This window comes from Myroides sp. WP-1, from assembly GCF_014145635.1.
GTDB lineage: Bacteria > Bacteroidota > Bacteroidia > Flavobacteriales > Flavobacteriaceae > Flavobacterium.
This window is the reverse complement of record NZ_JACHTC010000011.1, coordinates 1-22,336: the sequence shown is the minus strand read 5'-3', so window position 1 is coordinate 22,336 and position 22,336 is coordinate 1. Positions and strand designations below refer to the sequence as shown.

General features: G+C 36.3%; 15 protein-coding genes. 9 read left to right on the top strand and 6 right to left on the bottom strand.

All coding sequences use genetic code 11. The annotated features are described in order from the left end of the window. Positions 1-30: 30 nt before the first annotated feature. The 7 genes from H4K33_RS10825 (at position 31) to H4K33_RS10795 (ending at position 8,219) form a co-directional block, all read left to right on the top strand. The gene (locus H4K33_RS10825; protein WP_182648811.1) at positions 31-612 is read left to right on the top strand and encodes a DUF4199 domain-containing protein; all 582 of its coding nucleotides are present in this window, start codon (positions 31-33) and stop codon (positions 610-612) included. A gap of 9 nt (positions 613-621) precedes the next feature. Continuing rightward, positions 622-1,587 (top strand): glycosyltransferase family 2 protein, encoded by a 966-nt coding sequence (locus tag H4K33_RS10820; RefSeq protein WP_182648987.1) that lies wholly within the window; start codon positions 622-624, stop codon positions 1,585-1,587. Between the two features lie 11 nt (positions 1,588-1,598). After that, a complete protein-coding gene (locus H4K33_RS10815) occupies positions 1,599-3,326 on the top strand; it encodes a phospho-sugar mutase (protein WP_182648809.1) in 1,728 nt (575 codons plus the stop codon). Between the two features lie 69 nt (positions 3,327-3,395). Beyond that, positions 3,396-5,225: an ABC transporter ATP-binding protein gene (locus H4K33_RS10810; protein ID WP_182648807.1), complete on the top strand. Its 1,830-nt coding sequence runs from the start codon at positions 3,396-3,398 to the stop codon at positions 5,223-5,225. A 150-nt stretch (positions 5,226-5,375) separates the two neighbouring features. After that, on the top strand, positions 5,376-6,569 hold the full coding sequence (pncB, locus tag H4K33_RS10805; RefSeq protein ID WP_182648805.1) for a nicotinate phosphoribosyltransferase: 1,194 nt from the start codon (positions 5,376-5,378) through the stop codon (positions 6,567-6,569). 97 nt (positions 6,570-6,666) lie between these two features. After that, entirely contained in the window at positions 6,667-7,086 is a 420-nt protein-coding gene (locus H4K33_RS10800) for a nucleoside-diphosphate kinase (RefSeq protein ID WP_158962782.1), read from the top strand. Positions 7,087-7,526: 440 nt separating this feature from the next. Further along, the gene (locus H4K33_RS10795) at positions 7,527-8,219 is read left to right on the top strand and encodes a hypothetical protein (RefSeq protein WP_182648803.1); all 693 of its coding nucleotides are present in this window, start codon (positions 7,527-7,529) and stop codon (positions 8,217-8,219) included. Between the two features lie 89 nt (positions 8,220-8,308). Here the strand turns inward: H4K33_RS10795 and glsA are convergent, their stop codons facing one another. From glsA to H4K33_RS10780, 3 genes are read right to left on the bottom strand one after another with little or no spacing between them, the layout of a single operon-like run. Continuing rightward, entirely contained in the window at positions 8,309-9,325 is a 1,017-nt protein-coding gene (gene glsA / locus H4K33_RS10790; RefSeq protein ID WP_182648801.1) for a glutaminase A, read from the bottom strand. A 15-nt stretch (positions 9,326-9,340) separates the two neighbouring features. Further along, positions 9,341-10,375, bottom strand: a complete 1,035-nt coding sequence (locus H4K33_RS10785; protein WP_255493663.1) for an AMP-binding protein — start codon at positions 10,373-10,375, stop codon at positions 9,341-9,343. 20 nt (positions 10,376-10,395) lie between these two features. Next, positions 10,396-11,301 carry a CPBP family intramembrane glutamic endopeptidase gene (locus H4K33_RS10780; RefSeq protein ID WP_182648797.1) on the bottom strand — a complete coding sequence of 302 codons (906 nt, stop codon included), beginning with the start codon at positions 11,299-11,301 and terminating at the stop codon, positions 10,396-10,398. Between the two features lie 42 nt (positions 11,302-11,343). Between H4K33_RS10780 and arsC the strand changes: the two genes are divergently transcribed. Both arsC and H4K33_RS10770 read left to right on the top strand, forming a co-directional pair. After that, complete coding sequence (arsC, locus tag H4K33_RS10775; protein WP_182648795.1) at positions 11,344-11,685, top strand: arsenate reductase (glutaredoxin); 342 nt, start codon at positions 11,344-11,346, stop codon at positions 11,683-11,685. Between the two features lie 82 nt (positions 11,686-11,767). Next, the gene (locus H4K33_RS10770) at positions 11,768-14,257 is read left to right on the top strand and encodes an outer membrane beta-barrel family protein (protein WP_182648792.1); all 2,490 of its coding nucleotides are present in this window, start codon (positions 11,768-11,770) and stop codon (positions 14,255-14,257) included. A gap of 96 nt (positions 14,258-14,353) precedes the next feature. On the opposite strand, the gene H4K33_RS10765 is transcribed toward H4K33_RS10770, so the two are convergent. From H4K33_RS10765 to H4K33_RS10755, 3 genes are all read right to left on the bottom strand, one after another. Then, the gene (locus tag H4K33_RS10765) at positions 14,354-15,319 is read right to left on the bottom strand and encodes a hypothetical protein (protein WP_182648790.1); all 966 of its coding nucleotides are present in this window, start codon (positions 15,317-15,319) and stop codon (positions 14,354-14,356) included. Between the two features lie 140 nt (positions 15,320-15,459). Continuing rightward, the gene (locus tag H4K33_RS10760) at positions 15,460-21,411 is read right to left on the bottom strand and encodes an alpha-2-macroglobulin (RefSeq protein ID WP_255493662.1); all 5,952 of its coding nucleotides are present in this window, start codon (positions 21,409-21,411) and stop codon (positions 15,460-15,462) included. Positions 21,412-21,800: 389 nt separating this feature from the next. Beyond that, positions 21,801-22,247, bottom strand: coding sequence for a hypothetical protein (locus H4K33_RS10755; RefSeq protein ID WP_182648788.1), 447 nt, complete (start codon positions 22,245-22,247; stop codon positions 21,801-21,803). Positions 22,248-22,336: the final 89 nt, after the last annotated feature.

The window sequence follows — 22,336 nt, the reverse complement described above, 5'->3', positions numbered from 1 at the left end:
TGTAACTTACATTTTTTTGAAAACACATCAATGAAGAACCCTCTCAACAAAGTAGGCATAACCTTTGGGATTGTATTAGCCTTATATTACGTCCTATTCAACTGTACCTTATTTTTTACAGACAAAACCCTTTTTGCAAATAAATTTGTCGGATTTTTTAATATGTTCGTCATCATTGTTATTGGCGTATTATGCGTTTTTATGGCAAAAAGAAAAGTCGGAGGTTATGTAACATTTAGAGAAGCTTTCACCCCTTATTTAATTACAGTAGCCATTGGTGTTACAGTAAATTATCTAATGTATAATATTCTATTCAACCTCGTTGATCCTTCTGCAAAAGAATTGATTAATACAGTTTTACACGATATGTTGGTTGATACCTTAAACAATTCGGGGTTACCACAAGAACAGATTAACGAACAGCTAAGTAAATCAGAAGAGTTAAATCAATTTGAACCAGGTTCTCAATTATTTATGTGGGCAGGTAGCATTTTACGTATGTCTATCTTAGGTTTATTATTAGCCGCTATTTTCAAAAATAAATCGGAGTTTACAACACCGATAAAGGAAGAAGATCAAGCAGAATCGACTTCTTCTGAATCAAACAGCTAAACCATGAGTATTAATATATCCATTGTCATTCCCTTGCTTAATGAAGCAGAATCTTTACCTGAGTTATATACTTGGATCAGTAAGGTAATGCATGCAAACAACTATACCTATGAAATCTTATTTATAGATGATGGTAGCAAGGATCAGTCATGGGAAATTATTACAAAATTATCTCAGCAAGATTCGAGTGTAAAAGGGATTAAATTCCAACGCAATTTTGGCAAATCACAGGCATTACATGCGGGTTTTGCACAAGCTGAGGGCGACGTTGTCATCACGATGGATGCAGATCTACAGGACAGTCCGGACGAAATTCCGGCGTTGTATCGAATGATCATGGAAGAACACTACGACATGGTATCGGGTTGGAAGAAGAAGCGATACGATTCAATAATCGCTAAAAATCTACCTTCAAAACTTTTTAATTGGGCTGCTCGTAAAACATCGGGTGTACAACTAAATGATTTCAACTGTGGATTAAAGGCCTATCGTCAGGAAGTGGTTAAAAACATAGAAGTTTCAGGTGAGATGCATCGCTATATACCCGTATTGGCAAAAAATGAAGGTTTTGACAAAATTGGCGAAAAAGTAGTACAGCATCAAGCGAGAAAATACGGTACAACTAAATTTGGGATGAGTCGTTTTATCTATGGATTCTTGGATTTAATAACGATTTGGTTTTTATCTCGATTTGGCAAAAGACCCATGCACCTTTTTGGTACATTAGGAGTAATCACTTTTATCATTGGTTTTTTAGCTGCCGCAAGCATCGGTGCTAATAAACTAATAAAACTATACCATAACAAACCTGCTATTTTAGTTACGCAAGATCCGTGGTTTTACATCGCTCTATCTACCATGATCATCGGAACATTATTGTTTTTGGCTGGTTTTTTAGGAGAGCTTATTTTACAAACAAAATCAAATACAAGTAGATATAAAATTGCTGCATACAGTGGTTTAAACAAACGCTAAATTAGAAGAAAATGCAAATAGAAAAAGAAATTTTAGCAAAGGCAGAACAATGGTTACAAAAACCATTTGACCAAGCGACACAAGCTATTGTTCAACAATTACTTGAGCAAGATCCTGTTCAATTACAAGATAGTTTCTACAAAAACTTAGAATTCGGTACAGGAGGTATGAGGGGTATTATGGGGGTAGGTACAAACCGAATCAACAAATACACTTTGGGAAAAAACACGCAAGGATTATCGAACTTCATCAAAAAATCTTTTCCTAATCAAGAAGTAAAAGTAGCAATCAACTATGATTGCCGTCATAATAGTAAAGAATTAGCCAAGGTTGTTGCGGATGTATTCACAGCAAATGGCATTCACGTATATCTATTTGGAGATATGCGTCCTACACCAGAGTTGTCTTTTGCGGTACGCCACTACGGATGTCAGGCGGGAATCGTTTTAACAGCATCACATAATCCACCGGAATACAACGGATACAAAGTATACTGGTCTGATGGAGGGCAAATTGTACCACCAGAGGATGGAGCAGTAATTGACGAGATCAATCAGTTGACTTATGAACAAGTAAATTTTGCAGGAGATGATTCGCTCATAACTATTGTAGGAGAAGAATTAGATCGTGCATTCATTGATTCAACGATAGAAAATGCGAGTTTTAACACGCCACAAGCAGTCAAAGATGGCTTAAAAGTTGCGTATACTTCCCTTCATGGAACTTCGATCAAATTGATTCCAAGAACCTTGAAAGAAGCGGGATATAACAACGTATATATTGTCAAAGAACAAGAAGAACCCAACGGCGATTTCCCAACGGTACAATCACCAAACCCAGAAGAACCAGAAGCATTAACTATGGCCATGGCACTGGCAGAAGAAAAAGGAGCTGATATCGTGATTGGTACAGATCCAGATTCAGATCGTATTGGTATAGGGGTTCGCGATTTGGATGGAAAAATGATCTTGTTGAATGGAAACCAAACGATGGTAATGATGACGGCGTTCTTGTTAGAACAATGGAAAGTCAACCGCGGTTTTTCAGGTAATGAATTCATTGGATCTACCATTGTTTCTACACCAATGATGCTAGACCTAGCAGAGAGCTATGGTGTAGAGTGCAAGGTGGGATTAACAGGATTTAAGTGGATTGCAAAATTCATTAAAGAGTTTCCTCAACAACAATTCATCGGCGGTGGAGAAGAAAGTTTCGGTTATATGGTTGGCGACAAAGTACGCGACAAAGATGCTGTAGCTTCTGCTTTATTGGTTTGTGAGATTGCAGCCTTAGCTAAAGCAGCAGGTAGTTCTTTTTACCAAGAATTAATGAATTTGTATATCGACCACCGTTATTATAAAGAACACCTCATTTCTCTAGTGAAAAAAGGAATTTCTGGTGCAGAAGAAATCAAACAAATGATGGTTGAATTACGCGAAAATCCCCTGTCAGAAATCATCGGACAACGCGTGGTTTGCGTAGAAGACTACCAAACAAGTCAAGCGAGAAACTTACTCACGGGCGATACGGAATCGATTAATATTCCGAAGTCAAACGTATTGATTTACTATCTAGAAGACGGAACAAAAATTGCGGCTCGCCCAAGTGGAACAGAACCAAAGATTAAATTCTACTTCAGTGTAAATGAATGGTTAGATAGTCTGAATGACGTTCAAGCAGTGGAACAATTCTTGACAGACAAGATTCAGTCCATCATCGATGAAATGAAACTGAACTAAACAGCATACAAAAGGACTGGTCAATAACCAGTCTTTTTTCTTTATTTTTGCCTTTTATATTTTACAAATATGAACGAATATTTTAAAAAGATCATTTATTTCGCTAAGCCGTATAAATCCTACGCTTATCTGAATGTTTTTTTCAATATCCTCTATGCACTTTTTAGTGCCTTAGGTTTTTTGGCCTTAATTCCAATGTTAACCATTCTGTTTGGCGATGGAAAGAAAGTAACAGAACAACCTGTTTATACAGGCATTGGTCATCTAAAAGGTTATTTAGAAGATACGATGTCTTACTTTCTGACTCAATATACGGCAGAACATGGTGCACAACACACATTGATGGTGATGGCTGGTGTTGTCATCACTATTTTCTTGTTGAAAAACTTGTTCAACTATTGGGCGATGTATTTTATTACTTTCTTGCGCAATGGTGTTTTAAAGGATATCCGCAACGCCATGTTTAAAAAATCTGTGGATCTTCCTCTTTCTTTTTTCTCAGAAAAACGCAAAGGAGATGTAATTTCTAGAATGACTTCTGATGTATTGGAAATTCAACACTCGTTTTTATCGATCTTAGAGGTTTTGGTTCGAGAACCGTTAACCATCGTCTTTACAATCATCGGTATGTTTGCTATTAGTACGGAACTAACTATTTTTGTTTTTGTTTTTGTACCTGTTTCGGGAATAATTATTTCTAAAGTGGGAAAAACACTAAAACGCAGTTCTCAACGAGCATCAGAAGAACAGGGATACTTCCTATCTATCATTGAGGAATCACTATCGGGCTTAAAGGTGATTAAGAGTTTTAATGCAGAGCAAAGATTCAATAAAAAGTTTCAAGATTCAACGCAAACTTTTTATGAATTAAACAATACTATTTTAAATCGTCAAAACTTATCTTCTCCTTTAAGTGAATTTTTGGGGATTGTCACTATTGCGGTTTTATTAGTTTATGGAGGACATTTAGTATTAGGTACAGGAACCTTAACTAGTGCGGCCTTTATTGCGTATATTGGAATGGCTTACAATATCTTAACACCTGCTAAAGCGATGTCTAAAGCATCATACTCATTAAAACGAGGAAATGCAGCGGCGGAACGCGTATTGGAAATCTTAGAAGAGAAGAACCCAATTACTAGTTCAGAGAATGCTATCCGAAAAGAGAGTTTTGACGATAAAATTTCGATTGAACATATTGATTTCAAATACGAAGATGATTTAGTACTCAAAGATTTTACCTTGACCATTCCAAAAGGAAAATCAGTAGCTTTAGTCGGGCAATCCGGTAGTGGAAAAAGTACACTGGCCAACTTACTAACACGTTTTTGGGACATCAATAACGGGGCAATTAAAATTGACAATGAAGACATCCGCAATTTAGATTTACAAAGTTTGCGTGGTCTCATTGGTTTAGTTACACAAGACAGTATATTATTTAACGACTCCATCAAAGCCAATATGCTCTTAGGCAATGAAGATGCAACCGATGAAGAGATCATTGCGGCGTTGAAAGTAGCTAATGCGTACGAGTTCGTTAAGGATCTTCCACAAGGAATCGATACTAACATTGGAGATTCGGGAAGTAAATTATCAGGCGGACAAAAACAGCGCTTATCTATTGCAAGGGCGGTTTTAAAAAATCCTCCTATCATGGTCTTAGATGAGGCAACTTCTGCTTTGGATACAGAAAGCGAAAAACTCGTTCAAGATGCCTTGGAAAACATGATGAAAAACAGAACTTCTGTGGTGATTGCTCACCGTTTATCTACCATCCAAAATGCCGATCTCATCGTCGTAATGCAAAAGGGAAAAATTGTAGAGCAAGGAACACACGAGGAATTAATGAAGCAAAATGGAACGTACACTAAATTAGTATCGTTGCAATCCTTTGAATAAAAAACCTAAAACAAACCCGCTCTTATCTCATTTAATAGCGGGTTTCTTATTTTTATCTCCATTTTAAGAGATATCCTTTCTACTTTTCGTATCTTGTATTTTTGTGTTTAAAACTTGAGATACAAGTCGATTGATTAATTCAATGAAGCTATGGAAATAACACTTTCACCTCAAGTCATTCCGTCTATTTTAGACAATGACTTCTATAAATTCACGATGCAACATGCCGTGGTAAAGCAATTCCCTTATGCAAAAGCTGCTTATATTTTCATCAACCGCGGACAACATAAATACCCTCCCGGATTTGCTGAAGCACTAAGAGCTGCCGTAGATGAAATGGCAAAACTTAAACTGACAAAGCAAGAAAAAGCTTTTCTTCAAGTAACTTGTCCTTATTTAGATCCAACCTATTTGGATTTTTTACAAGGGTATCACTTCGATCCTTCTGAAGTGGAAATCACACAAGAAGGAGAAGATTTGGAAGTAGCCATTAAAGGATATTGGTATAGAACGATCCTTTGGGAAGTGCCTTTGATGTCGATGATTTGCGAGTTATATTACAAATTAACGGGATCGGTAAGAGAGTCAGACGATATCATCCGCGCGAAAACGAAAGAAAAAATTGAAAACTATAAAAAATTAGGTATTACTATTGCCGAATTTGGAACAAGACGCCGACATTCGTATGCCGTTCATCAAGTAGTTGTCGAGACCTTACAGCAATATGGTGGAGGTTCTTTCATTGGAACGAGCAATGTACATTTAGCGATGAAGTACGGTACAAAGCCCATCGGAACACATGCCCATGAATGGTTTATGTTTCACGCTGCAAAATATGGCTTTAAGATGGCAAATTCAATGGGACTTGAGCATTGGGTAGATACCTATAGAGGTGATTTGGGTATTGCCTTAACAGATACGTATACCAGTAAAGTTTTCTTTGAATCCTTTGATAAAAAGTTTGCAAAACTATTTGATGGAGTTAGACACGACAGCGGCGATGCCATCGAATTTGCCAACCAAACGATTGCCCATTACAAAAAGATGAATATCGATCCACTATCGAAAACAATTATCTTCTCTGATGGGTTAAATCCAGAAAAGGTTGATCGCATTGCTACTTACTGTAAAAATCGCATCGGCATGTCGTTCGGTATTGGAACGGACTTCACGAATGATGCGGGATTACCTGCATTGAATATTGTCATTAAAATGACGCAAGCCTATCCCGAAGGAGGGCCATGGACCGATGTTGTCAAGCTATCAGATGAACCTAAAAAACACACTGGAACACCTGAAATGATTGATCTAGCACAGCGTTTATTAGATATTCCGACAACATAATACAACTACTTCAATTTGAATGTGAATATTTTGAATCAAAATTCACTATATTAAACATAAAAAATCTATTTTTGCAAAAAATTTAATTTTAGAACAAATGGCAACGAACAGAACTTTTACAATGATTAAACCTGACGCAGTAGAAGCAGGTCACATCGGTGGAATCCTTAACATGATTACAGAAGCAGGATTTAAAATTGTTTCTATGAAGTTAACTCAATTAACAGTTAGAGACGCTCAAAAATTCTACGAAGTACACGCTGAAAGACCTTTCTATGGTGAATTAGTTGAATTCATGTCAAGAGGTCCAATCGTAGCGGCTATTTTAGAAAAAGATAACGCTGTTGAAGATTTCAGAAAATTAATCGGAGCTACTAACCCTGCTGATGCAGCTGAAGGTACAATCCGTAAAAAATACGCTAAATCAATTGGAGAGAACGCAGTTCACGGATCTGACAGCGACGAAAATGCTGCTATCGAAGGTGCATTCCACTTTGCTGGTAGAGAGCAATTCTAATTTATTTAGAAGCTAAAAATAAAAAAACCACGAGCAATGCTCGTGGTTTTTTTTATGCCTTTACTTTTTACAACAGATTACAGACTGGTATTTGACACCTGCTTTTTTTTACTGCAAAAAATTGTATTTCACAGATTCACATTCATGCCAAAACAAAGGATAAAAAACTCATTTATTAAATTCGAATACGTTTATCTTATCAAAAACAAATTATTTTAACACTATCTTTTTTCTTATCTGAAATATAATACCTAAATTTAGTTGATTTACAACCAAAAACAATCTAATACTATATACAATATGCATGTTCAGCTTACTTTATAAGGACTTTAAAACGGTGGTAATGGTTCTACCTTAAATATTGAAACAGTTTTGATGTTCTTATTAAAAATAATGCGATACATTCTTTTTTAGTTTCACATTAACTTAAATTTTCTATTATGAAAACGGTACACATCAAACTCTTCTTTCCCAGAAACTGGTATCACGCCCGGCGGTTAAAGCTTTATCATGAAGGAGAACAAATTGCCTATATCATGCACAATGATTCTCTTGTTCTTCAACTTCCACAAGAAGCCACTACTCTTCATTGGAAACTCGATTATTTTAGAAACTCAATTGAGCTCCCTAAAGAAGAAACTTCTTATTTAATTCTCTTTATGAATGTAGGAGAAGGAATAATTCAACTCTATTTAAAAACCTTACGCCGCAAATGCATTCAGGGTAAATTTGTTCCTCAGGAAGAATTTGAAAACAGTACAAGTGCCACTATCTATCAGAGCACACAAACTTGGCTCCCCATAACAAAAATAGATCGTCCCATTCTATATATCGGACTTTTAATTGGTGTAATTAGTTTACTTTACTCTATTTATGCTCAAACCGATTGGAGTGCGATACTGTTCTTATTAGGTGGTGGGACCATCGTTTCTCTACTCATTTTAATTTTTGAAAAGAACAGAGTTCCCATGGGAGATTACAAAAGTAGAATGTGGGCTTCAGTTGGTTGTTTTATTTTAATCATCCTCATGATTCCTAGAACTGATCACATTGTTCAAATCTTAGTAACAATTCTTACCGTAGGTTTTATCCTGCGTTTTCTATATCACATTCGAAAATTACATGTTAAATAACGAGTATACTAAACCACAATAAAAGCCCTACTAAAACATTCATTTAGTAGGGCTTTGCTTTTTTATTGCGTTCCTTATTTGTGGTACTGTTAGAAGAGACTCAAATCCAATTGATTGACAAAATCATAAAGCATATGATACCCCACAACTGAATTTCCGTGTTGATCTAATGCTGGGTTAAAAACTCCAATTCCAATTTTATTGGGTACACTTACTGCAATTCCACCACCAACTCCAGATTTACTAGGCAATCCAACAGTTCTCGCATATTCACCACTAAAATCATACATACCCGCAATGAGCATTTGCGCTTGAATCAGTCTTGCTAAATCACGGTTGTAATACGTCTTATCTCCATCAAATCGCGTACAACCATGAGCGTAGAAATAGCCTATTTTCGCTAAATCTTCTGCAGTAACTTCAATGGAACACTGTTTGAAATAATTGTCTAATTTATTTTCTTCTCCATCGATTAAACCATTATTTTTTAATAGATAAAAAATTCCTCGATTGCGGTGTCCGGTTTCTTTTTCAGACAAATACACCGCTTGATTGATCGCGATAGATTCATTTTTAGTAATATAACGAAGCATCTTTAGTATTTTCTGATAAGCAACATCTCCTTCTCCTTCAATAAAAGCAGTTGTTAAAATAGCTCCAGCATTCATCATGGGATTCAATGGTTTTCCTGCTGTTTCTAAATTTGCATAATGGTTAAATGCTTTTTCAGTACCATAGTACCCTATGCGTTCATATAAGGCTTTTTCTCCTTTTTCTTGTACGGCAATCATCAAAGCAATAACTTTAGAAATACTCTGAACCGTAAATTTTGCTTTTACGTCGCCTACATTAATGATTTCTCCATTTTCTTTCACAACAGAGAAAGCAACTGCTTCTGGATTAGCTTTTCCCAATTCGGGGATGTAATCAGCTACTTTTCCTTCTTTGTAGTATTGGTGATTTTTATTTGCAATTTGTTGCATCATCTCTTTCGTAATTTGCTCGTCCAGCGATGTCTTACTTTGTTGCGCCATACTTGGACTTACCTGACCTATTCCTACCAACATAACCAATAGTACTATTTTATGTAATTTTATTCTATTCATCTTTTTCACTTCTTTTTACGATTTTAAACTTTTACTTCGAATTACCTTACCTGATGCTGTTTCTACAAATTGGTCTACAAATTGTATTTCTTTGGGTTTTTCGTATTTTGCTAATCCTTCGAAAACGTCCTCTGCCAAAGCATAAGGTTTACTTTCGATCACCAATACAACAATAGTACCGAAGTAATTATCTGATTTACCTGTTATAAAAAAACGAGCGGCAATCTTTGTTGCCAATTTTTCTTCAATCTGCTCTGGAAACAACTTAACACCTCCACTATTGATTACATTATCATAACGTCCAAGCCATTCAAAGCGCTTGTTGTCAATTTGATCAACTAAGTCATTGGTAACAATTTGATTGGGATTAACACTTGGCGCATCGATAACCAAACATCCGCGATCATCCGTTTGTATACTTGCATGAGGTAATACCTCAAAATAAGGAGTTCCGATGCGTTTAGCAGCCATATGGGTAATGGTTTCCGTCATTCCATAAGTTTCGTATACCTTAGTAGGTTTGTTCTTTAACTCTTGTGCTAAAACTGGAGATACTTTCGCTCCCCCGATGATCAACGTGTCTATTTGATTTAGTTCTGCTATACTATTTTCTACCTGCATAGGCACCATAGCCACAAAATTATAGTGCTTTTTTATCCCTTCTAAAGGTCGAGCTGTAGGTTTACAAACATCTAATTCCCAACCAAACAAAAGGGCACGAATAAACATAAGCTTCCCTCCTACAAACTGTGCTGACATACACAAAAGGGCAGTACTACCCGCATGGACCTCAAAAAAAGAAACTGTTGCTTCAGCAGAAGCACGCATCGCTTGTTTAGCTAAATACATTTCTTTGGGTGGTCCTGTTGTTCCGGAAGTACGTTGAATAATAGAATCATTAGCATCAAACCAATGCAAAATCAACTGGCCCAATTCACGCCAATAGTCTTCTGAAGATGCAGTCATTTTGTTTGCCACATCAACAAGAGATTGAAAGGTATGCGTTACCCCATTTAGTTTAAACTGAGGATGAATATAAGTATGGTCCATAAACATTACTTTATATAAAGTTAAGCGACTCTTCCCAATAATCGGTTTTTCCAATCTTTCCATTGGTATCGCTTAGCAAATACAACTAGTAAAATAGGATAAAAAACAAACACCTGCCACACAAATTCCCATACGGATATATTTTCTTGTGGTGTAGTGTTTAAAAAGATCGAATTAGTTTGAAAAACCGTCCAACTAGAAGTCACTAATAAAGCGCCTATTAAATTATTCGCTGCGTGAAAACCCAGAGCCAACTCCAATCCATCATCCATTAACGTGATTATCCCTAAAAAGAAACCTGTTCCAATATAGTAAATCATAATGGCGCTTCCCAAAGTTTCTACTTCGGGGTTAGCCATATGCAACAATCCGAAGATAACGGAAGTGACAATTAAAGCTATTCCTCTGTTTCTTGTAGCTAACCCAACACCTTGCATTAAATAACCGCGAAAGAAATATTCCTCAAAACTCGTTTGAATAGGAATAAAAATTAACGCAATAACAAAAAAGCCTAGAAAAGCAGTCCAATTAAAATTAAACACAAAATCACTAGGATCTAGGATATAACTAACTGCAAAGCTCAGAAGAATTAAAACAGTTTGGCAACCAAAAGCAAAGGCAAATCGCTTTACATCGATTTTTGTTCGAGAGGTTGTTAAACTCACTAGCGATTGTTTATGAACAAACAATACCCATAAGATCAACAATATCAAAAAGATAGTAAAAGGAACAATAAGCTGAAAAAAAGCCATATTTTTTCCCATAATCTCAACTTGTGAATGAATTAACTCTTTGGTTGAGATTGATGAAAGTTTGGTAACTATCCAGTTTACAAACATTATCATCAAATAAAAGAAGGTAAATGGAAGATAATATAGTAATTGCTTCTTATTTACTTGCGAGACTAGTTGATCGATGTATTTCATTTTTCAAAAAAATTGCTATATTTGAGAACAAACCTTAACACTATGATTACAATTTATCACAATCCTCGTTGCAGTAAATCCAGAGAAAGTATCGCGTTTATGGAACAACAAGGCGTAGCTTACAAAATTATAAAATATTTGGATGCAAACCTTGGTTATGACGACATTAAAGCACTTTTACAAAAACTAAACTTTACTCCAATTGAGCTTGTTCGCACTAAAGATGCGTTTTGGCAGGAGAATTTTGCGAACAAAACACTTTCTGATGAGGATATAATTCAAGCGATGGTCTCTTATCCACAAATTATTGAACGCCCTGTGGTGGTTAATGGATCTAAAGCTATTGTAGCAAGACCCACAGAGAAAATATACCAAATCCTTTAATTAACGTTTTTTTAACAAAACAACTATTAAACCATTGGTTTAAATTATAGTCTAATTTATGAAAGTAAACTAACAGACTATAATGAAAAAACAAACGCCTTCATCAGTTCTCCTGCTGTTGTTCGTATTTTTAACGGCACTAACAACAGCAGCTCAGAACCGCTCTCAAAGTACCGTCACGGGCACGGTAATAGAGGCATCCACAAACACGCCTTTAGAATACGCTAGTATTTACGCCCAAAACGAGAGTAACTCTTCTATTGTTTCTGGAGCAATGACAGACGCAAAAGGAAACTTCTCTTTTGATGTTCCAGATGGTAATTACTATATAAAAATTGATTTTCTAGGATTTAAAACCTTAGAACTAAAGCATATTGCCGTAAATGGCAACACAAATATTGGTACTCACAAAGTGCAAGACGACACTCAAATGCTAGAGGAAGTGACGGTTATTGCGGAACGTTCAACAGTTGATATCAAACTTGACAAAAAAATCTACAATGTCGGACAAGACATGATTGTCAAAGGGGGTACTGCAGCAGATGTATTGGATAATGTTCCATCTGTGGTGGTAGATAGTGAAGGAACTATCAGTTTAAGAGGAAATGAAAACGTCAAAGTATTAATTGACGGTAAACCAACAGGATTAGCCAATAACATCCAAGAGGCCATGCGTATTTTACCTGCTGAATCAATTGATCGTGTAGAAGTAATTACCAATCCATCTGCTCGATATGAGGCAGAGGGAGGAGCAGGAATTATCAATATCATCCTACGCAAAGGCAAAGCTCAGGGAATTAATGGAAGCATTACAGGAACTATTGGAGATCCGCGTAACTATGAACTTAATACGATGTTTAACGTCAGAGGTGAAAAATATAATTTCTTTACTTCTTTGGGATATAGAGACTCTAAATCTGAAGGATACAACTTAAATGACAACCGCTATCTTGATCCTGCAACTGGTGAACCGACACAGCGTATCTACGAGTATAAAGACAACAATAGAGAAAGACAGGGTTACAATGGTACTTTTGGTTTGGAATGGAATCTAACACCTTCTATTACATGGACCAATACCGTAACGGCTCGACGCAATACTGGGTCTAACCCTAATAGAGTAAGCTACGATTACTTCGATGCATCGAACGCTTTCTTATACAATAGATACCGCAACGAAGAAAAAAAGAGTACGCGTAATAACCTAGATTACACGACTACATTCGAGAAAAAATTTGACAAGGAAGGTCATGTACTAACTATTGAGGGATCTATCTCTCAAGATAAAGACAACGAAAATGCTACAATAGACGACATCAATGATTTTTTAAATCAAACGTCATTTGAGCGTACCTTTAATAAAGAGAAAGAAAAAAGCGGATTAGCCAAATTAGACTATACACTGCCTATAGGGGAACATGGAAATTTTGAAGCAGGGTATTTGGGTACTTTCAAAGACAACTCAACCGATTTTAACCTTCAACGTTTACAAAATAGTCATTGGAATACAGACACTCGTTTATCCAATAGCTTAGAATACAAAGAAACAATTCACGCGCTTTATGCTCAATATGGAAATCGTATCACTTCTCAATTGAGTTTTATGGTAGGCTTGCGTTGGGAAGATTCTTCTATTGATGTTAATCAATTAGCTTCTCAAAGCTACAACAAGAAAAAATACAACGATTTCTTTCCTAGTGCTTTCTTAAACTATGAACTCAATGAGAGTACAAGTACAAGTATTAGCTATAGCAGACGTGTAAATAGACCTCGTGGTTTTTTCTTAAACCCATTCTCTAACTACACGAGTAATATCAACTTTTTTCAAGGAAATCCAGACTTAGATCCGGCGAAAACTCATGCAATTGACTTGGGCTTTATGAAACGTTGGACTGGTTTTACTTTAAATGCTTCTGCATACTACAACAAAACAGAAGATACCTTCCAATTTGTACGTAGAATTGCAGGGGAAACAGAAGATGGAACTCCTATTTCTGTTAGTTCACCTATTAACTTAGCTACAGAACACCGCTACGGATTGGATATTACCCTAAACTACTCGCCTTTTAAATGGTGGAGATTGAATGGTAACTTCAACTTTTATCGTACAGAGACAAGAGGTGATTATACCTTTACGCATTTAGATGGTACATTAGAAACGCAAAACTTTGATCAAAATGCTTATGCTTGGTTTACCCGTGTATCGTCTAAAATTACATTGCCTTACAAAATTGACTGGCAATTAAATGGAATGTATCGCGCGCCATATAATACAGCACAAGGAAAAGTATTGGGCAACTTATCTGGGAATATTGCTTTGAGTAAAGACATCTTAAAAGACAAAGGAACCATTACGTTTAATATTAGCGATATCTTCAATTCAAGAAAAAGAGAGCAAGATTTAGTACTACCTCAATCGCTTTCACATAGTGAAATGCAATGGAGAGGAAGACAAATTAATCTTTCGTTTACTTATCGCTTTAATCAACCTAAAATAGATAAAAAAAATATGAAACCAGGAGGTCCTGAAGGCGCTGCTGGTGGTGATATGGAAGGCATGGAAATGTTATAAAAAAAAGCTGAGCAAATGCTCAGCTTTTTTTGTATGTTGATTGTTGGTTGTAGTTACTTATTAGTTGAACACGGCGATTTCCTCTCCAGCTAAAAACTATTCAATAATGTTCAATTGATACAACATAAATACATTGAGTTGCTCGTTTAATTCATTAGTAGCTTGATTAAAGGAATAATCTCCTGGATATTGCTCTAAATACTTTGTCCTTAATCCATTTAATTTTTGAGAGAAGAAAAACTCTTTAAATCCTGTTGTTGATTTACTTCCTTTCATTGTCAACCATTTCTCAAACTCTTTAAGGTGATCGTCCATTGCTTGTCGATAGGTTTCGTCTTCTACTTCTTTGTCTTTGGTCAAGGTGATGGTCGTTTTAGGCAAAGCGGCATAAGGTTTTTTGTCTAGCAAAAAAGAAATTCTATCCTCGCTAACCTCGTGTACAAAATCAAGAAAATCTTGCTCTCGGTAGATTTTGTATACGGTTTCTTGAAATCGTCCTGCTTGATAATTGGGATCATCGAGCAATTGACGATTTCTTCTTGTCACAATAGGACTTGATAAATCTACTTGATTAGGCATCGGTTCGTCAATGTTGTACTTCCAATCGAAATCTGTTTTACTGATGAATATCTTATTCGATACCTGAAAAGGTACAAATAAGGTCATGACCGTATCATTTACAACCAAACGAAGAGAGTCACTCTGTGTACGCATGGCCCATTCGACAAACTCATCCGTTGATCGTGCATCATTTTGATCGATATACAATCGCTTATAAAATACATAATTACTTTGCGTTGGATTGATAATGGCCTGCGACTTGTTTACGCGACCTCCATTGTGAAAATTCAACACTTGATCGTTGTATTTCATTTGGTGTTTTCCAAATTCTAAATCAATTGCAATTTTCGTTTGAGGAGGAATCTCATACACCTGTTCATCGATGTAAACCGAAATAGTTTCCTTTGTAGGGTTATCCATCCAATAGGAAGCTGTACCCGAATCACAAGAACTCACTAATCCACTAAGAACTAGTAAACTAAACTGAATAATCTTTTTCATTTTTTCTTTTTTTTAGCTAGTACAAAGATAGTTCATTTAGTTGAGAGCGTGAGAATCTCCACTTCACGACGATTTCCAAAAGAAAAGCCCTTCTCAGTAGAGAAGGGCTTTTCTAATGATAAATGTATGATCATTCACCGTTATTTTCTTAAAATTTTCACGTCTTCGCCTTCGCTGTTTGCATTCATTTCTGGTGCATATACACTTTGAAGGGTCGTAATTCCATTAGAGAAATAACCTGCATTATTGGCGCGTACATCGTATTCAAATACATACGTTCCTTTGCGAAGGTGTGTGATGAAGAAGTTTGTTGCTGCATCACGTGTTTCTTCATAATACCCAAAATCTCCTTTTCTCTTATAACCTGAATGCACATTCATTGGTTCGAATCCACTTGCTCGCATATCTTTTAAGTGTACGTAATCCATATCACGATCAACGGTAATCTCTAAGCGAACGGTCACAACATCTCCAACTTTGATCGGTGTTTCGTTAGTGATTTCGCGTAATACTTGTCCTTTATCTGTATTGGCTTTAATCATCAACTGTTTGTCAAATACAATGCCCGTTCCTGATTTAGATACTTTAGACAAGTCTTCAAAATACTGCCAGTACATAGCTCCATAAGCAACTCCTGCGGATTTCTTGTCTAATTCGACGATACCCATTTTATCTTGGATATCGGATCCGTTCCACACTTTTTTATAGTATCCTGCATTGCGCTGTTCAGATGCTTCAAAAGCAACAGGATATCCTCCTACTTTCACCTCAACTCCTTGCTCTGTACTCATCCAATTTTTACCTAAATACAACAAGGCATATACCGCACGTGTTGTTGCTTTTGTCGATCTCCAAGCTACCGTTTGCTTGTTTTTCAACAACCACACTTTCATGTCTTCAATGGCATTGGCATATTTTACTGGATCTACTTCGTGGGCTGCTTCAATTACCATCACTTGCGTTTCAATTGGCGAATTATACCACAACCATCCTGCAGCGTTTTCTTTCCAATACATGCCCATTTCATCACTTCGAACCGCTGTTTCCATAATTGTCTTCACTGCATTATTTGCTGCTTTAGCATCTCCAAATCGCTGTAAAACAATTGCTCTCATTGCAGTTGTATATAAGTTATCTCCCGATTTCTGATTGGCTAATTCTTTGCGGTAATCACCAATCATCTTCGTGTATTTCTCTTGAATTTTCACCTCATCTTTAAACAGACTACGCACATATAAATAATGCATATCTAACGCTGGTAAATTTGAGTTATTCTTATTTTTCTGATACGTTGCATAATGTTGTTCATCTAGATAAATCAAAGCTTTTTTCACTAATTCACTTGCTGATGCATCGAGTGTACCTGCTTGTTTCATCTGTCCGAATCCTTCTACAATTGCTTGCGTAATATATACATTGGATTGATCTCCACTAAACCACGGAAATCCTCCGTCTGTGTTTTGTTGATTTGTCAGGCGTTCCAATTCTGAAGTTAACTCGTTCTTCATTTTGTTTAGATCAAAAAGAACAGCTAAACGCTTCATTTGTTCTGTTTCATCTGCTGCTTGACGCACCCATGGTGTTTCTTCTACTAATACTTGTTTAAGTTCTTCATTTTGTTCTAGTTTAGATTGAATAGCACCTTGTTTAGACCAATAATCAAATACCGATTGAATGCGAGGGTTACTGCTTAACAATTGTGTTGCAATTGTATTAGCAAATACTTTACTAAAGGTTTGTTCTGTTCCTTTGTATGGATATTCTTTCAAATAAGGCAACGCTAAAATGGCAGTCCACATTGGATTTGCTGTTACTTCTAACGTCAACTTATAATTTTCACGTGTTGCAGAAGCTGGTTGCTCTAAAGCATCGAAAGTAAAGATCTTGTTTTGTCCTTCCTTGATGTATAACGGCATTGTTTCCGTTACTAACGTACGATTTGACAATACAGGCATAGCAGCTTCTTCTCCATCGCTAAAAGTTCCTGATTTTGCAATAATACGATAGCCAAGCGCTACTGTGTTTTTCGGAACGTTAATAGTCCATGCTGCTTCTGTATTGGCTTTTGCGGCTACATTGAAACTTTGTTTAGCTAAGCTATTCGCCTCCAAAACAGTTGTAATTGGCGCAGAAGTTAATGCGTCAAAGAACTGAATTTCCACTTCTCCACTTAGGGCTTTATCGTTTAGGTTAACGATTTTTGTAGAAACGATAATCTGATCTTCTTCACGTACAAAACGCGGCATATTTGGTTGCACCATCAATTCCTTTTGAGTGCGAACCAATTGCTCAATCGAACTACTCTGTAAGTTCTTCGTATGAGCAAAAGCCATAAATTTCCATTGTGTTAACGCTTCTGGTGTGTTAAAAGAGAAACTCACATTTCCTTTGTCATCTGTTTGTAACATCGGATAGAAGAAGGCAGTTTCTTGTAGGTTCTTTCTGATTTGAACTTCACCCGAACTTCTTTCTTCTTTTAGAGGCGGTGCAGGAACAACCTTATTATCTGACATAGCTTGTCCTGCTGTTTCAACAAAAACCAGATTTGAACTCGCATCCATCATCTCTTCTTGTTTAGCTGCCATAACTGGTGCTCCAAGACTCGCCGTTCTTTTAACGTTAGAATATCCGTAATATCCTCTTGCACCACTGCTAAATCCAAACAGATTCAACTCAATTGGTGTACTATATGAAACTAGGCTTGGATATAGGGAATTACTCAAAATATTTTGAGCATAGCTCTTTTTGCTTAGGTTATATGTTCCGAAATCAGAATCTTGTCCATAGTTAAAGAAGTAATCAAAACTCGTTTGGAAAGAGGTATTACTTCTAAATTGATCTAGAGAAGCGTCGTACATACCTGCTACGACCTCTGCAGCAAATTTGTCTTTGGTTTTTCCTGATACTTTTAAACGCCAAGTTTCTTCTTGTCCTGGAGTTAACTTATCTCTAAACGTTGCAAGTTCTAGCTTTAAATCCTCTTGACTAGAATCTAAGACCAATTGAGCCGATTTTTGAGTAGCGAAGTTGTGCTTGATCGCAGTAAAGCTCACACGTACATCGCCCATTTCGCCTGTCATTGGATATTCAAAATAACTTGCCTTGCGGTTTACTTCTAATGTTTTCTTTTGTTTTAAATGTCCATTTACAAAAATAGAAGCAACAACTGTTGTTTGATTTTCACCACTTTGCAGTCTAATTTTTGCTACTTCACCTGTTTTATACTTTTCTTTATCCGCTTTAATCGATAACAATTGATAGATTAAACCGGGTTCTTCTTTGGTATTGTCATAGTAGAAATACTGCTCTACTTCTGTTTTCTCACCTTTTTCCCATACAAACCCCTTGAGTAAATAGAAGCCTGAGGCTAATACTTTCGCATTAGGAAAAGCTACTTCATTTTCTTTAGCGGTATCAAAAGCTTTCGTAAAGACAACTTTTCCTTGCTTCCATTTGGTGTGATCAATCTCATCTCCATAGGCTGCATAAGGAAACTTGCTTACGAACTCTTCATAAGTATACAATTCATAATCTTCTTTGGTGTAGTTGTCATAGGGCAATAACATTCGTCTTGCGTATGGTGCTTCTAGCTCTATAATACTCAACTCTCCTTTTGCAGCGAATGCCGCTCCATTGAGGTTGTTGGTTTTTACTTTGATCGCTTCTAGTTCTTTGGTCGAAACCATTTCATTTGTACTGATTGGCAACTGTAAGCTGATGTTTTTATCCCCTACATAAATGGTTTGTGTACTGCTATGTGTTTCTCCATTGATATCTACCACATCTGCATATACAACATAAGAATGTACACGTAAATCATCAGCTTTATAGTCTTTGCGTTCAGGAACTGCAGTAAATTCAACAGTGAATTTTCCATCTGCATCAGTTTCTACTTCTCCTTGTGCAAGGGTTACCTCTTGTGCCTGACGTGGCCATCCGTAATATCCTCTTACATCATAACGGAATCCCGATTGACGCACTACGCGATAATTTACTTTACTTTGAGAAACGGTAGCTCCTGTATAGTCAACAGCCTGTCCTTTTGCTTCTACTTTGTCATTGAAGTAATATACCCCAGTAACAGCGTCCATGGTTACTTCAAACTTAGGTCGTTTGTATTCTTCAACGGAAATTGACGTATATTCTTCGATGTTTGCATCTTTTAAAAGCACTTCAAAATTCATATTCCCCAACAATCCTGCTGTTGGCAAAATGAATTCTCCTTGTACAGATCCAAATTCGTTGGTTTTCAAAGCCAAGCTCCCCACTTCTTGTTGGGTTTGTTGGTTCATCAATTTAACGGTAACCATTTGGTTGGCGCCTACCTGTCTTGTTTTTCCTTTTTGACGGAAGACAATCGACTTAAAGTGAACCACTTGTCCTGGGCGATAGATTGCGCGATCAGTTAGCACTTTGGCGTTCCAATTTGCATTTTCTATTCCTTCTTCCGTTTCTTTATTTTTAGGATAAGCATAGGTTGAATAGTAAATCGATTCTCCTTTTACCCCATAGTATAAATTGGCGTATTCTTTGATAAAATCAGCAGTAAACTCTCCGTTTACATCTGTATTGACCATTGTTTCCCAATACGCTTTACTCAGATCTTTTTTAGGTCCATTGGCTAAAAATACGGCTTGATTTGCTTTGGGCTGTCCTGTTTTTCTATCGTATAATCGAAACTTGTTACCATTGGTTAAAAAGGCGTTTGACGTACTATTAATTAACGCCATACTTACCACGTCTTGCTCTTCTGTCAAGTAATCAAAATCGCGATTGGCCAACAAAACGACATAACGTCCTGGTGGAAGTGGTTTTAATTCTACATGCGTTGTATGCGCTTTATAATCCGTAAATGGCTTTAACTCAATTGTGTAGTCCATTACTTTTTCGTAATCTGACGCAATTTTCTTATACCCTGCTAAGGTACTTGGTTGATTGATGGCGAAGGTTTTATCCTCTCCTTCAAATTTTAAAATTTTAAAATGTAGGGTATTAAAATTTTTGTGTGTTACCGCCAATATTGAACTAGTTTCTGGTAATTCGTATGCGTTGTAACTGATATCCAATGCAGGTGCTTCAACTACTTTTTTGATTTGCATCAAACGCTGTGCAGTTTCTGTTCCAGGAAACTTCGCCACTGTTTGTTCGATAAACGCCAGTAAGGTTGCCCCAGCTGTTTCGCTTACTTCTTTTTCTTGCCCATCACGGTACGTATAGTACATAAACTGAGCAACTGCTTCGTGTACTAAAACAGATTTTGGGTGTTGCTTCAGCAGTTCTTGATATACTTTATTGCGCGTTGCAAGATCTTTCTGATCATCCACTTGATTTAGTGCAAAGATTTGCACATAAGCTGCTAACTCTCCTTGTCCTTTTTTAGTTAACTCTTGGATAATTTGCTGCATCAAGGCTTTTGCTTGGCTCTTTTTCTCTTGTCTTTGCTCTTCCGTAATGCGATAGTTAAATCCGTTGTTTAAGAACAGCGCATAATCGATGCGCAAAGCATCGTAAACAGCAAACTTAGAAAAATCTAAATTGTAGAGTTCAGCGGATTGAAAGATATCACTCCATCCTCCAACTGTTGCTGTACTTTGTTTCTTCGCTGTTTCTAATGCAAGTTCCCAATAAGCTGTGGTTTCTCTTTCGAAATCTTCTTTGGTCCAAAAGCGAATGTCGTTGCTTTTCTGTTGCTCTATTGTTGTTCTATCGCTAATTTTATAAGCGTTTTCCTCGTAGTACAATTGGTATAAATGCGCGATATACGCTTGAAGAATTGCCTTATACTCTCCAGAAGCTGTTTTTAACTCCCCTTCAAAGGTTTGTAAAACGGAATTGATATCGTATTCTTTGTCTTCTTTGGTTGTGATATTGATTCTCGCCTCATAAAACATTCCTTTTAAAAGACTGGCATAGGCTTTTGATTGTCGCGAAAGTGCAATGACTTCCTGTACTTCAGGAAGCATACTTTGTACCTGCTGTTCTGCTTCTTTGTTTTCGATACTTTTCCAAAGCTCTTGTATCTTTTTATTAGGCTGTTGTGCAAAGCCTAATATTGGAGCAAGTATCATTAAATACATATTTAATTTTTTCATAAGAAATAATAAATTGGGTGCATAAATATATAACTATTCGCAATGATATAAGTCATTACTTCCCTAAAAAACACTTGATTATAAAAAAATAAATAAATTATTTAAAATCTTGTACTTACATCAATAGAAACAAAACTTTTCTCGATTCAACTTGTCTTTTTTCGCTCTACAAGTTTATTCTTTCTTCAAAAAAAAGAGCGCCCGAAAGTACGCTCTTTTGCTATGGTTTAATTACTCACTTAAATTATCTTTTTACTTCGACTTTTTTTAATCTGGAATAGTACGTGGACCTCCCTGAATACCACCATCGACTACTGATAACGAGGAGTTGGGCTACTTCAAAAAACAATTAACTGTGTATCATCAAAATACACCTATACTATTGAGAGTTATTGGTGAACTTTTACTTTAAATATCAGATCATCAAAATCATCATCAGGACATCCATCATTACAATAATAAACAAAACTATCCTCTATCTTTTCAATATAGAAAGCAGCACCATTATGCCAATAATCTACAGTTCCATCAGTTGTTCTCCAGACATTGTAAACATTTACTTTTTTATCCTTGGAAAATATTTCAATTGAAACTTTTTTAGGAGCTGTATCTTCCCATAACACAATTTTAAATGGTAAGATTTGGTTATTAACTTTAAAATCTCCCTTGGTTTCAATAACAATTCCTTGTACCCATTTACTATTTGTTGAAATAAACTCTACATCGATTGTTATTTCATTCTCATTTAAAAAAAGTTTTTCTATTAAACGTAATTCTTTTCCTTTGTAATGAATCGGTTGTCCCTTGGACTCCGTAAATAATGTTTGAAATTCCATAGTACTATTTTTTTAATATCTGAAAGGATCTAGTTTTCGGTGTTCATCAGGCCAAACTTTAATAAAATCGAACAAACCACCATTGCGCT